We start from the raw sequence: 12,532 nt of genomic DNA on the forward strand, positions 1-12,532 counted from the left end.
TCCAGATAGGGCTCGCCCCTATGAAACCTTGGCGCGCATGAAGCACCTTGTTCAAGCATTTTTCATCGGTCTTCCGACCTTTCACGCCAGCCACGTCTGTGCCGAGGGCGACGCCGAGAAAGCGGAGATCCACGAGGGCCATCGCCTTGCGCTTCAGATCTGCAGTGCCTGCCACGTCGTCGGTTCTGACCAGCAGAGCGCTCCGATCTTGAGACGGCCAGGGCCGAGTTTCGCCCAGATTGCTCAAAGGAGGGACGTTTCACCTCGGTCGATGCGTGTGTTCCTGCAAACGAGGCATGTCGGCACCACCCCACCGTTCGAGATGCCGAACCCGCAACTGCTCGATCAACAGGCGGATGCGATCGCAATTTACCTCTCCAGCCTGAGGGATCGGCACCGCGCTCCTTGACAGGAATGGGCGCAACGTTCTGGAGCCTGCCACAGATTCAGCCTCAGCCGCAGATAACCCTGGTGCTGCCACTGATCAGAGCGTCCGCTATTCCGATCTCCTGTCCAGAAGCGGCCGGGCCGCAATCGGCCAGACTCCGTCACGCCGGATCGCCATCGCGCGCAGGACCGGACGTTCGGCTTCGCGCCCATTCCGGTCGCTCGCATGCTGCTTTCCGCTCTTCCATAGCGGACGTTGAGCGTGCGGCCCGTCTGGTCCGCACGGGCTGGGAGCAGATGTTGCTGACGGCGATTAACCCGAGCAGCTCATCGCATGCGGCTTGCATCCGTCCGCCTGCGCCAGCAGGAGAGGCTCTGACGCCCTGCCATACGCACGGGTTTGACGACAATGTACTGATCCTCCCCTGATTTCGCGGACACGGGAGTTTAGCTCGCGGTTCGTTCGGCCTGCTCGGGCGTGAGATAGCCGAGCGCCAAGTGGACGTGTTGCCGATTGTAGTAGCCCTCGATGTAAGCGAACAGCTCGCGCCGCGCCTCATCTCGTGTCGCCCATCGCCGCTGATGGGCGAGCTCGACCTTGAGGGTGTGGAAGAAGCTCTCCATCGGGGCATTGTCGTAGCAGCACCCCGTCCGGCTCATCGGCGGCCTCGCCCCCATTCTGGCGAGCTGCTTCCGGTAGGCCTCGGCCGCGTACTGGCTGCCGCGATCCGAGTGACAGATCAGCCCGGCAGCTAGTCGCTGCCGCTGGGTGGCCATCATCAGCGCAGCCACGCTCAGCTCGGTGCGCATGTGATCGCGCATCGACCAGCCGACGATCTTGCGCGTGGCCAGATCGAGGACGGCGGCCAAGTAGAGCCACCCCTCGCCAGTCGGCAGGTAGGTGATGTCGGCCAGCCAGACCGTGTCGGGCCGCGCGGCCGAGAAGTCCTGCCTCAGGAGGTTTGGGGCGATCGGAAGATCGTGGCGGCTGTCGGTCGTGCACGGTCGGAACCGACGACCCGCCAGGGCGCGGATGCCGTGGCGGCGCATCAGGCGCTCTACTCGCCCGCGACTGGCCGATCGGCCTTCCGCCCGCAAGGCGGCATGCACGCGCGCCGCACCGTAGCGTCGATGGTGAGCGGCATGGATCCGCCGGACGTCATCCAGGAGCTGACGGTTGGACGCTGATCGGGCACTCTCGGGGCGTGACCGCCAGCCGTAAAAGCCGCTGGGGGAGACTCCGAGCACGCGGCACATGAGACGCACCGGCCACCTGCGTGCATGCTGCTCGATGAAGGCGAAGGTCACTTGGGCATCTCCGCGAAGATGCCAATGGCTTTTTTAGCACGTCGCGCTCCATGCGCGTGCGGTCGAGCTCACGCCGTAACCGAGCGATCTCGGCGTCCTGATCGGACGGGGACGCGACCGAGCTTTGGGGCGAAATCCCCGTCGGTCCTGCCGGCCGTGGTCGGGGCGAGGCCCCGTTCAGCACTGCACGCCAGTGCCGCAACATCGACGGCTGGATCCCGAGCTCGGCCGCGATCTGCATCTGCGGCCGGCCACTGCTCTCCAGCAGGGCGACCGCTTCGCGTTTGAACTCGGGCGTGAACTCTCGTCTCGTCTTCGCCATTCGACACCTGCCCCGCTCATCCAGAGCGTATCAGAGGTGTCCACGAAACCGAGGGAGGATCACCATGTGGCTCCTCACCGTTCAGCACACCCAAACCGATCCGGTGCCGTTGAGGCGGGAGGTTCGGGATCAGGAGGCGGCGGCTGTCAGGCGACCTCTTTGTAGGTGAGGACAGCCAGTCCAGCCGGCGGCTTCTCGCACCTGTCGCACCGGACACGGCGAGCGACTTCGACCACGTCCTCTCCCGGCTCAGCTCCCAACTGCTCCCAAGTCCGGTCGGTCGCGCAGCGGCACTCTGGGCAGCGCATGATGCGCAAGCCGCGATAGCCGTTTGCACGCCAATCTGAAACCGTCCGCGCCGGGGCGGCGCTCATAGGGTCCTCGCTTGAGCTTGGGGCGTGCACTCCATACCCGCGCTCGATGACACCGATGGAGAGGTGAAAGCACGAGCAGGTAGATCGGACGTCAATGCGCCGGTAGCCATGCGACTGACCAGGGCTTCCCGCTTCGCCTTCTGGATGACGATGCGGGCTGCAGCGCGGGCCTTGGCCGCACGCAATGCCCCCTTCGGCCCACCGTCGCGCAGCGCTCTCCGCGCCAAGTCGCGAAACCACTTCGCATTAGCTACGGCCACAGCACGCCGACTTGACAGCCCGTTGGGCTCAACCTGACATGATGTCTGAAGAGCAATCATCGGCTCAATCCTGTATAGATAAATATCTCTTATCCGCGTTTGTGGTGACAAATTGTTGCGCCTCCTGAAAGCGGCAACATCGAATCCGGCTTTGGTGGAGCAAAATGGTCCGGCCTAGGCTGATAAAGCGAAGCCATCCATTGCCTTGGTGGAGGCTTTAGGTGGCAAGATCTGCAATCTACGCTAGCTGATCGGAGCGGTTCCGGACCAGAAGAGATCAGGTGCAAGGCCTGACGGTCACGCAGCGACTAACCCGGCGGGGGTGGGCAACGATATTCGGCTAAACACGTACGCAGAAACACCTACATTTTCTCTCGGTGGGCCTGGATCTCCGTCGGAGGGTGGTGATCAGTTTCGAGTGAGGTCTGCTGACACTGTGCAGCCTCCTCCGAGGCCACAAGCCAATCCAGGTCCGATAGCCGCCACGATACAGGCGGATCACAAAGCTTCGGCCGAGGTGCAGGAATCAGCGAATTTGATCCAAGGTCGAAGGCCCGTCAGCGGCTTCGAGGGTGAAGCGAAACGCCGTGCCGCCCGCCGGATTGGCCTCCGCCCGGATATGCCCGCCATGCGCCTCAATGATCGTCCGGCAGATCGAGAGACCCACTCCCATGCCGTCCGGCTTGGTCGTGATGAACGGCTCAAACAGCCGGCCGGCCACATCCTCAGGCAGCCCTGGTCCGGTATCCGCAACACTGACCTCGATCAGGCAAGCTTCTTTGGGCACCGTTGCCAGCGCGATCTCCTGCTGCAGGCTTCCCTCCATCGCCTCAGCCGCGTTGCGGATCAGGTTTACCAACACCTGCTGGATTTGGACCCGGTCAATCAGCGCATAGCGGGTTTTCGGGTCAATGTGAGTGATCACTCGTATGGTCCGATGCTTCGGCTCGATAAGCGCCAGGGCGGCAGCTTCCTTCAACACTTGTCCGAGATCCTCAGGGCGGCGGGTGAGCTTGCCTTTGGAGACGAAGTCACGCAGGCGCTGGATGATCTCGCCGGCGCGCAGAACCTGCTGGCCTGCCTTGTCGACGAAAGCCATGACCCGGCTCCCATCAACGACGGGCAAGCACTTGGCTGCGCCCAGGTAGTTGGAGGCCGCCGCCAAAGGCTGATTGAGCTCGTGGGCGAGCACTGAGGCCATCTGGCCCATGGCAGCCAGCCGCGAGACATTAGCCAACTCCGCGCGCAATTCCTGCAGCCGCGCCTCGGCTCGCCGGCGCTCCTGCACGGCGGCGATCTCGCGCTGCGCGCGCTGGAGCGCCAGGAGCGCAATCAGCGCCAGGGCCAAGGCCGCAGGCCCGAGAAAGACACCATAGAACAGGAGGTCCTTCCGCCACTGGTTCAGCGCTGCCTTGATGCTCAGGCCGGAGGCCACAAAGACGGGGTATCTTCCAATCCTGCGAAAGCTGAAGAGCCGGTCGATCCCGTCCACGGCGGAGGCGGCCCGGAAGGAGCCCTCATCACTCTGCTGGATCGCGCGTAACAGTACCGCCCCTTGAGGCAGGGACAGGATCTTGGGATCGGGTACGCGGGTGAGGATCATGCCATCCGCCCGGACCAGCGCGGCCACGCTCTCGGGATTAGGCGCGACCTTGCGCCAAAACTCGATGAAGTACTGTGGGTAGACGGTCAGGATAATCACGCCGTCAAAGGCCCCTGTCTTACTCTCGCGGCGGCTCACCACGTTGAAATTGAGGTCTCTGACAACACGTCCGTACACTAGATGGCCAATGAATGTGCCATGATCGGCTCTACGGAGCGCAACGAAGTAATCGCGATCCGATACATTTGTCGGCGCGGCAGGGAAGAAGCGGCTGGAGTTGCGGATTATGCCAGAGGGGTCAGCGAGCCAGATATGCTGAACCTGCGGATAATCCTCCTGGATCGCCTTTAGGTAGCGGTGGAGCGGCTCCGCCCCGGCGATCTCGTCCCAAGTCATGCCGCGCAGGTGCTCGCTGATGCGTGCTGCAATCAGCTCGTGGGTCTCGAAGACGTTCAAGGCCTGCTGGCGAAAGATGTCGACCGTCTGCTGGATATCGTGCTCTGCATTGTCCAGAACGCGGGCGCGGTCCTCCCAGGCTACGGCGCCGAACAGCAGCGCCGGGATGAGCAGCGTGGCGGCCACTAGCAAGCGGTACGCCCACGCGCCTCCGAGGTCCTGATCCGGAAGGCTCTCGCGCATCGCGATCTCGTCCTCCGAAGATTGATCTAGCTCAGAGATATGCGCTCACTTGTGCGCATGTTGTTGATCAAGCGCAGATGATGAGGCCTGTCCATGGTGGAGGGATCGGGAGGGCAATCCGTTCACATTGTGGACGATGATGAGGCCGTGCGCGAATCCTTGGCGGCCCTGGTGGAATCCGAGGGGTTTTCGGCCAAGACCTACTCGTCCGCAATCGAGCTTCTGAACAGCCCGGGCGGACTGGCGGCGGATTGCCTGGTCGTCGACATCCGCATGCCGGAGATGGATGGGCTGCAACTCCAGCAGGAGCTGACCCGCCGAGGTGTCACTAAACCGCTTATCATCATCACCGGCCATGCCGACGTGGGCCTGGCTGTGCAGGCCATGAAAGCAGGCGTGTGCGACTTTCTGGAAAAGCCGTTCGAGGCGGAGCGGCTGCTTGCCAGCCTCAAAGAGGCTCTGAAGCAAGGGTGTCATCAAGCGCAATCCGACCCAGCGCAGAATCCTGATACCGGTCGCCTTGCTGTTCTGACAGGTCGCGAGCGGGAGATCGTGGATCGGCTGGTAGCTGGGCTGTCGAACAAGGATATCGCGCGCGAATTTGGGATCAGCTATCGCACGGTCGAGGTCCACCGGGCTCGAATTATGGACAAGACCCAGGCCCGAAGCTTTTCGGAGCTGGTGCGCTTGGCTCTTGGTGTGGGCCTTCCACAAGGAACGAGCAGCACCGGCCCAGTTGCGCAATAGACGGTGAGGCATGGCTGCGTGAGCGAGGGCATTGTAATACTGGCTGCCCTGGACTGAACCGCGCCGGATGTCCCGGAGGCTCCTGATCTTGCGAGGATGGAGCCATGAGGAAGCGAACCCTGCCCTTCCGCCTGAGATCCGCGAGCGTGCAGTGCGGATCGTGTTGAAGCACCAGGGCGAGCACGGCTCGCCGGACGGATCGATCCGCTCGATCGCAGCGAAGTTCGGCTGCTCGAGCGAAACGCTAAGGAACTGGGTGCCGCGAGCTGAGCGTGACCGTGGCCGTGCGAGCCGGATCGGCCACGCACGAACGCGAGCGGATCAAGGCGCTTGAGCGGGAGAGCCGCGAACTCCGGGAGGCCAACGAGATCCTGATCAAGGTGTCGGCGTATTTGGCCCGGACGTGGAGCTCGACCGCCGGTTCCGGTCATGGTCGCCTTTATCGACGATCGCCGCACCCTGCAGGAGGTCGAGCCGATCTACAGGGTGCTGCCGATCGCCACGTCGACGTACTACGCCCATGTCGCGGGGCGGGCTGAGCCGATTTAGCCTCCGATCAGGTGCACAGCCGTAGCGAAAGCTCAGCACGCCTGCAGCGGCAATAGTCTGCGGAGCTGCGCGCCGTTACGTCTGAGCCAGCGGGAAGGCGGGCCGAGGCAGTTGTGCCTCTAAGTGTCTGATTTGATTGGTGGGCGCACTAGGGTTCGAACCTAGGACCCGCTGATTAAGAGTCAGCTGCTCTACCAACTGAGCTATGCGCCCGATCGCTTCTGCGATCGCCCGGCGGCCACCAAGTCCGTCGGGGTGGCGGGCTGATACCAACGCGGCCGGGGGCTGTCCACCCCCAGCCGCAGGTTTTTTGTCATTCGGCGGCGTTATGCTGCGCATGAACCCGCACGGCATGGGCCACGAGCTTGTTCAGCGCCGACAGGTACGCCTTCGCGGATGCGACCAGGGTGTCCGGATCGGCACCGCGGGCGGTGACGCTGCGGTCGCCGTCGCGCAAGCGTACCGAGACCTCGGCCTGGGCATCCGTCCCGCCGGTCACGGCGTGTACCTGGTAGAGCTCCAGTTGCGCCTGATGCGGGACCAGCGCCGAAATGGCGTTGAATACCGCATCCACCGGCCCGTTGCCGTCCGCCTCCTCGATGCGCGTGCCGGTCTCGTCGGCGATGCGGAGGGTCGCGCGCTGCGGCCCGCGGGTGCCGGCGATCACCGACAGGGAGACGAGGCGGATCCGGTCATGAGCCGTGGCGAGGTTCTCGTCGACCAGCGCCTCGATGTCCTCGTCGTAGACGTGCTTCTTCCGGTCGGCCAGGGCCTTGAATCGCTCGAAGGCGTCCTGGAACTGGTTGTCGGACAGGTGCAGGCCAAGATCCTCGAGCTTGGAACGGAAGGCTGCCCGGCCCGAATGCTTTCCCATCACCAGGGAGGTCTTCGTCAGACCCACCGAGGCCGGGGTCATGATCTCGTAGGTCTCGGCATTTTTGAGCATGCCGTCCTGATGGATGCCGCTCTCGTGCGCGAAGGCGTTGCGGCCGACGATCGCCTTGTTGAACTGCACGGGGAAGTTCGTGGCGTGGCTCACGAGCTTCGAGGCGCGGGTCAGCATCGTCGACTCGACGCCGGTCTCATAGGGAAGCACGTCGGCGCGGGTGCGCAGCGCCATGACGATCTCCTCAAGCGCGGCATTGCCGGCCCGCTCGCCGATCCCGTTGATAGTGCACTCGACCTGCCGGGCCCCGCCCTCGATGCCGGCCAGCGAGTTGGCGATCGCCAGGCCCAGATCGTTGTGGCAGTGGACCGAGAACACCGCCTTGTCGGCATTCGGCACGCGCTCGCGCACGCTTGCGAACATCTCGCGATACTCGGACGGTGTGGCGTAGCCCACTGTGTCGGGCAGGTTGATGGTGGTGGCGCCGGCCTTGATCGCGGCCTCGACGCAGCGGCACAGGTAGTCGATCGGCGTGCGGGTCGCGTCCATGGCCGACCATTCCACGTCCTCGACGAGGTCGCGGGCCTGCGCCACGGTCTTCAGGATGATCTCGACCACCTCGTCCTGGCTCTTACGCATCTGGTGCGCGAGGTGGATCGGCGAGGTCGACACGAAAGTGTGGATTCGCGACCGCTTGGCGTGCCGCACCGCCTCGCCGGCCCGGGCGATGTCGGCCGGGATGGCGCGGGCGAGCCCCGCAATGGTCGCACGCTTCGTGCGTCGGGCGATCTCAGACACCGCCTCGAAGTCGCCGTTGGACGCGATCGGGAAGCCGGCTTCGATGATGTCGACGCCCATCGTGTCGAGGAGTTCGGCCACCGCGAGCTTCTCGTCAAAGGTCATGGTGGCGCCGGGGCACTGCTCGCCGTCGCGGAGCGTCGTGTCGAAGATCAGGATCCGGTCGCGGACGGAAGGAGCGGTCTGCGTGCTGCTGGTCGTGGTCATGGCTTTACCCTGTCGCGGGCCGCCCGGCAGATGGCGCGGCGCGGCGTGGTGCCCGTGAGGGCGGATTCGCGAATGAAACAACTCCCCTGAAGGCCCAGGCGCGTGCCCGGACGGCCCTCAGGGGCGGGTAAGCAGAAGCGGAAGACGAAGCCCGGCGAAGCGCGCACGCGACCGCGGCGCCGTCGAAGCGGCGCGGGCGGTCTCGGTCGCTGAGCCGGCTCTGGCCAAGGCTCGTCTCTCCTGTCGGCGGCCCGCGCGGGGGCTCGGCCACGGCGCGGGGTCGACCGTAGGTATCTCCGGAACCTCGCGAACACAAGGGAGGCCGATGCGCCGCCATACGCGTCCGGTCTTCTTACGGTCAGGAGAGGCTCGGCGAGCCAAAAGGCCGCTCCATGCCGATGTGCCCGCCGGATCGTCGTAGCAGATCATTCCGCCGAGACGCTGCGGGTAGCGGGACCCAGTCGGGCGGCAAGGCACCGTCGCGGGCATCGACCCGCCTCGCGGGCGCCTTGCCAATCGCGGTGTGCCCTCGATAAAGCCCGCCGGCACGTCGAGAGAGAAAGCGCGAGACTATCATGGCCAGCTACAAGCTCCTGCTCCTGCCCGGCGACGGGATCGGCCCGGAGGTGGCGGGCGGAATGCAGGTCGTGCTCGACACCCTCAAGGAGACCGGCCTCGCGCAGTTCGAGACCGAGACCGACCTCGTGGGCGGTTCCGCCCTCGACGCACATGGTACCCCGCTCGCGGACGAGACACTGGCGCGCGCGAAGGCGGCGGACGCCATCCTGCTCGGCGCGGTGGGCGGGCCGAAATGGGCCGGCGTTGCCTACGAGCAGCGCCCGGAAGCCGGCCTGCTGCGCCTGCGCAAGGAACTCGACCTGTTCGCAAATCTGCGCCCGGCGATCTGCTACCCGGCGCTGGCCGACGCCTCGGCGCTCAAGCGCGAGCTGGTCGAGGGGCTCGACATCATGATCGTCCGCGAACTCACCGGCGGCGTCTATTTCGGTGAGCCCAAGGAGATCACCACCCTCCCCGACGGCTCGAAGCGCGCCGTGGACACGCAGGTCTACACGACGGCGGAGATCGAGCGGATCGCTCATGTCGCCTTCGATCTGGCCGGCAAGCGCTCGGGCCGGGTGGCCTCGGCCGAGAAGCACAACGTGATGAAGTCCGGCGTCCTGTGGAAGGAGGTGGTGACCCAGGTCCATGCCGAGCACTACGCCGGTCTGCAACTGGAGCACATCCTGGCCGACAACTGCGCCATGCAGCTGGTGCGCCGGCCGAAGCAGTTCGACGTGCTGGTGACCGATAACCTGTTCGGCGACGTGCTGTCGGACATCGCCGCGATGCTCACCGGGTCGCTCGGCATGCTCCCGTCGGCCTCGCTGGGCGCCGTCGATTCGAGCGGCCTCCGCCGGGCCCTCTACGAGCCGGTCCACGGTTCGGCCCCCGACATCGCCGGCCAGGACCGAGCGAATCCGATCGCCATGATTGGCTCGCTCGCCATGTGCCTCCGCTACTCCTTCGGCCTCGGCGATGCGGCCGATGCGCTGGACGGCGCCATCACGGATGCGCTTGCGGGTGGCGCGCGCACCGCCGACATCGCCGGCGAGGGGATCAATCCGATGGGGACCCGCGCGATGGCATCAGTGGTCGCCGATGCCCTCAAGGCGCGCGCGGCCTGAAAATCAGACCCGGCGCGTGACGGCGCAGGGGTCCGCGCACCGGCCGCGTGTTTCGACGCATGGCGGACGGGCGCGACCTTCGCTATGACGCGCCCATCGAGGAACGGGAGCGTCATGAAGGCCGGAGACGAGGCGTCTGAGCGCGCGAGCGCGGATTTCGGCTTCGAGCGCGTGGCGCTCGACGAGAAGCAGGGGCGCGTCGACAGCGTCTTCCACTCGGTCGCCCGCCGCTACGACATCATGAACGACCTGATGTCGGCGGGCCTGCACCGCGCCTGGAAGGCGCAGCTCGTCTCAATGCTGCGCCCGCCGCAGGGCCGGCCCTTCGCGCATCTCGACGTGGCCGGCGGTACCGGCGACGTCGCGTTCCGGGTGCTGGCCGCCGGCGGCCCGCGCACCCACGTGACGGTGCTCGACATCAATGAGTCCATGCTGCGCGTCGGCGCGGAACGGGCGAAGGAACGTCGGGTCGACGAGTTGGGCGACCGCATTGCCTTCGTGACCGGCAATGCCGAGAGCCTGCCGCTTCCGGACGCGTCCTTCGACGCCTACACGATCGCCTTCGGCATTCGGAACGTGCCGCGGATCGAGGTGGCGCTCGCCGAGGCTCGACGGGTGCTGAAGCCGGGGGGGCGGTTCCTCTGCCTCGAATTCTCCGCCGTCGACATCCCGCTGCTCGATCGCATCTACGACGCCTATTCCTTCCACGTGATCCCGCGCATCGGCGCCCGCGTGGCCGGCGATGCCGATTCCTACCGCTACTTGGTGGAATCGATCCGGAAGTTCCCGACCCGCGGCGCCTTCGCCGGCATGATCGAGCGTGCGGGCTTCCGCCACGTCACCGACCGGCCGCTCTCCGGCGGAATCGTGGCGATCCATTCGGGCTGGAAGGTCTCCTGATCTTGAGCAGCAGCGCTCTCCCCTCGCCCGTGTGGGGAGGGGCTTGGGGTATGGGTGCTGCAGGCGGCAGCACCCTTATCCATCCGGGACCACCCCCACCTCCGACGCCCCCGCGCAGGGGGAAAGAGCGGCCCGACCAGGCGGTTGAGACAGGGGTGCCGGCCCGATGATCAGCGCCGCGATCAACCTCTTCCGCGGTGCGCGGGTCGGCTTCGTGCTGGCGCGCGAGGGTGCGCTCGCCTTCGCCGATCCCTCGGAGCTGCCGCCCCATCTGCGCCTCGCCCTGAGGATCGGTCGTTCCCTGGAGCGACCGGGGCTCGGCGACGGCGCCGCCCGGCTGTCGGCGGCCATGACGCGGCTGGGGCCCTCCTACGTGAAGTTCGGTCAGTTCCTGGCGACCCGGCCGGACATCGTCGGCGTCCGGGCGGCCTTCGATCTGGAGAAGCTGCAGGACCGGGTTCCGCCCTTCCCGCAGGAGACCGCGTTGCGCGTCGTCGAGACGGCGCTGGGCAAGCCGGTCCACGAGCTGTTCGTGTCGTTCAGCGAGCCGATCGCCGCCGCCTCGATCGCGCAGGTGCACAGGGCGGTCGTGCAGGATGCCGACGGGACGCAGCGCGCACTTGCCGTGAAGGTGATGCGGCCGGGCGTGCGGGAACGCTTCATGCGCGACCTCCAGGTCATGCGGTTCATGGCGCGGGTGGTGCACGCGCTCTCTCCGCAGGCGGAGCGGCTGCGCCCACGGGAGGTGGTGGAGATCCTCGCACGCTCCGTGCTGATGGAGATGGATTTCCGCCTGGAGGCGGCGGCCGCCTCGGAACTCGCGGAGAATACCAAGGACGACCCCGATTTCCGGGTTCCAAGGCCCGAATGGGAGCTGACCGCCCGTGAGGTGCTCTCCGCCGAGTGGATCGACGGCACGCGCCTCCACAGCGCGGTCGAACTCGCCGCCAAGGGTCACGATCCGCAGGCGATCGGGCGCACCGTCATCCAGAGCTTCCTGCGGCAGGCGATCCGCGACGGGTTCTTCCACGCCGACATGCACCAGGGAAACCTGATGGTCGACGCCGACGGCCGGCTGGTAGCAGTCGATTTCGGCATCATGGGCCGGCTCGGGCCCAACGAGCGACGGTTCCTCGCCGAGATCCTGCTCGGCTTCATCCTGCGCGACTATCGCCGCGTGGCGAAGGTCCATTTCGAGGCGGGCTACGTGCCGGCTCATCATTCCGTGGAGGATTTCGCCCAGGCGATCAGGGCGATCGGCGAGCCGATCCATCAGCGCCGGGCCGACGAGATCTCGATGGCCAAGGTGCTGACCCTGCTCTTCGACGTCACGGCCCTGTTCGACATGAGCACCCGCACCGAGCTGGTTATGCTCCAGAAGACCATGGTGGTGGTCGAGGGCGTGGCGCGCTCCCTCGATCCGCGCCTCGACATGTGGACCACGGCCGAGCCGGTGGTGCGGTCGTGGATCGCCCGGAACATGGGGCCTGTGGGCCGGGCGCAGAGCGGTCTCGAGGCTCTGCGGGTGGTCTCCGATGTGGTCGGCGATATCCCGGATCTCGCGATGCGGCTCAAGCGCGTGCTGATCCGCCTCGACGAGACCGGGACGGGTGACGCACGCCGTCTGGAGCGTTTCGCACGCAACGAACGCTGGCGAGCGATCTGGTCGACCCTGGCGCTCTGGGGCATTGCCATCGGGGCGCTCGTGCTGGCGTTCCGGGGGCTTTAGGACTGCATGCGGTGCGGTCGTCCGGTGGCTTCCGCTCTTCCATCATCGCGAGCACAGTGAAGCGGTGCAGGGCTGCGCGAGGTCGCACAGCCCAGAGCCGCCCGGATTGCCTCGCTGCGCTCCCGAGGACGTAGGGCT

General features: G+C 66.0%; 8 protein-coding genes, 1 tRNA gene, 1 pseudogene and 1 other annotated feature. Of the genes and pseudogenes, 6 read left to right on the forward strand and 4 right to left on the reverse strand.

Annotated features, from left to right (window positions below):
* The first annotated feature begins 37 nt into the window (after positions 1-37).
* Positions 38-409 carry a c-type cytochrome gene (locus tag ACYCO6_RS22735; protein ID WP_459763527.1) on the forward strand — a complete coding sequence of 124 codons (372 nt, stop codon included), beginning with the start codon at positions 38-40 and terminating at the stop codon, positions 407-409.
* A gap of 425 nt (positions 410-834) precedes the next feature.
* On the opposite strand, the gene ACYCO6_RS22740 is transcribed toward ACYCO6_RS22735, so the two are convergent.
* Together ACYCO6_RS22740 and ACYCO6_RS22745 are read right to left on the reverse strand one after the other, a co-directional pair.
* Positions 835-2,017, reverse strand: a protein-coding gene (locus ACYCO6_RS22740) for an IS3 family transposase (protein ID WP_459763529.1) whose coding sequence is annotated in 2 segments (ribosomal slippage) — positions 835-1,723 and positions 1,722-2,017 — 1,185 coding nt in all. Because the reading frame shifts where the segments join, the coding sequence is not laid out codon by codon here.
* 1,160 nt (positions 2,018-3,177) lie between these two features.
* Complete coding sequence (locus ACYCO6_RS22745; RefSeq protein ID WP_459763532.1) at positions 3,178-4,893, reverse strand: ATP-binding protein; 1,716 nt, start codon at positions 4,891-4,893, stop codon at positions 3,178-3,180.
* A 93-nt stretch (positions 4,894-4,986) separates the two neighbouring features.
* On the opposite strand from ACYCO6_RS22745, the gene ACYCO6_RS22750 reads away from it, so the two are divergent.
* Together ACYCO6_RS22750 and ACYCO6_RS22755 are read left to right on the forward strand one after the other, a co-directional pair.
* Positions 4,987-5,640 carry a response regulator transcription factor gene (locus ACYCO6_RS22750; RefSeq protein WP_459763534.1) on the forward strand — a complete coding sequence of 218 codons (654 nt, stop codon included), beginning with the start codon at positions 4,987-4,989 and terminating at the stop codon, positions 5,638-5,640.
* A 104-nt stretch (positions 5,641-5,744) separates the two neighbouring features.
* Positions 5,745-6,183: pseudogene (locus ACYCO6_RS22755) on the forward strand (transposase); the annotation flags it as partial.
* Positions 6,026-6,144 (forward strand) — a sequence feature (AL1L pseudoknot). (Overlaps the previous pseudogene by 119 nt.)
* Before the next feature lie 143 nt (positions 6,184-6,326).
* Here ACYCO6_RS22755 and ACYCO6_RS22760 read toward each other — a convergent pair.
* Together ACYCO6_RS22760 and ACYCO6_RS22765 are read right to left on the reverse strand one after the other, a co-directional pair.
* A tRNA-Lys gene (locus ACYCO6_RS22760) sits at positions 6,327-6,402 on the reverse strand.
* Positions 6,403-6,502: 100 nt separating this feature from the next.
* Positions 6,503-8,080 (reverse strand): 2-isopropylmalate synthase, encoded by a 1,578-nt coding sequence (locus ACYCO6_RS22765; RefSeq protein ID WP_459763536.1) that lies wholly within the window; start codon positions 8,078-8,080, stop codon positions 6,503-6,505.
* 575 nt (positions 8,081-8,655) lie between these two features.
* On the opposite strand from ACYCO6_RS22765, the gene leuB reads away from it, so the two are divergent.
* From leuB to ubiB, 3 genes are all read left to right on the forward strand, one after another.
* Positions 8,656-9,765, forward strand: a complete 1,110-nt coding sequence (gene leuB, locus ACYCO6_RS22770; protein ID WP_459763538.1) for a 3-isopropylmalate dehydrogenase — start codon at positions 8,656-8,658, stop codon at positions 9,763-9,765.
* Between the two features lie 114 nt (positions 9,766-9,879).
* On the forward strand, positions 9,880-10,665 hold the full coding sequence (gene ubiE / locus ACYCO6_RS22775) for a bifunctional demethylmenaquinone methyltransferase/2-methoxy-6-polyprenyl-1,4-benzoquinol methylase UbiE (protein WP_459763540.1): 786 nt from the start codon (positions 9,880-9,882) through the stop codon (positions 10,663-10,665).
* Positions 10,666-10,831: 166 nt separating this feature from the next.
* Positions 10,832-12,394, forward strand: a complete 1,563-nt coding sequence (gene ubiB, locus ACYCO6_RS22780) for a 2-polyprenylphenol 6-hydroxylase (protein ID WP_459763542.1) — start codon at positions 10,832-10,834, stop codon at positions 12,392-12,394.
* The last annotated feature ends 138 nt before the right edge of the window (positions 12,395-12,532 follow it).

This window comes from Methylobacterium sp. CM6257 (genome assembly GCF_054611515.1).

Bases quoted from the DNA above. Each gene is read 5' to 3' on its own strand.
- ACYCO6_RS22735 (WP_459763527.1), top strand. From the start codon at position 38: ATGAAGCACCTTGTTCAAGCATTTTTCATCGGTCTTCCGACCTTTCAC.
- ACYCO6_RS22745 (WP_459763532.1), bottom strand. From the start codon at position 4,893: ATGCGCGAGAGCCTTCCGGATCAGGACCTCGGAGGCGCGTGGGCGTAC.
- ACYCO6_RS22750 (WP_459763534.1), top strand. From the start codon at position 4,987: ATGGTGGAGGGATCGGGAGGGCAATCCGTTCACATTGTGGACGATGAT.
- ACYCO6_RS22765 (WP_459763536.1), bottom strand. From the start codon at position 8,080: ATGACCACGACCAGCAGCACGCAGACCGCTCCTTCCGTCCGCGACCGG.
- leuB (WP_459763538.1), top strand. From the start codon at position 8,656: ATGGCCAGCTACAAGCTCCTGCTCCTGCCCGGCGACGGGATCGGCCCG.
- ubiE (WP_459763540.1), top strand. From the start codon at position 9,880: ATGAAGGCCGGAGACGAGGCGTCTGAGCGCGCGAGCGCGGATTTCGGC.
- ubiB (WP_459763542.1), top strand. From the start codon at position 10,832: ATGATCAGCGCCGCGATCAACCTCTTCCGCGGTGCGCGGGTCGGCTTC.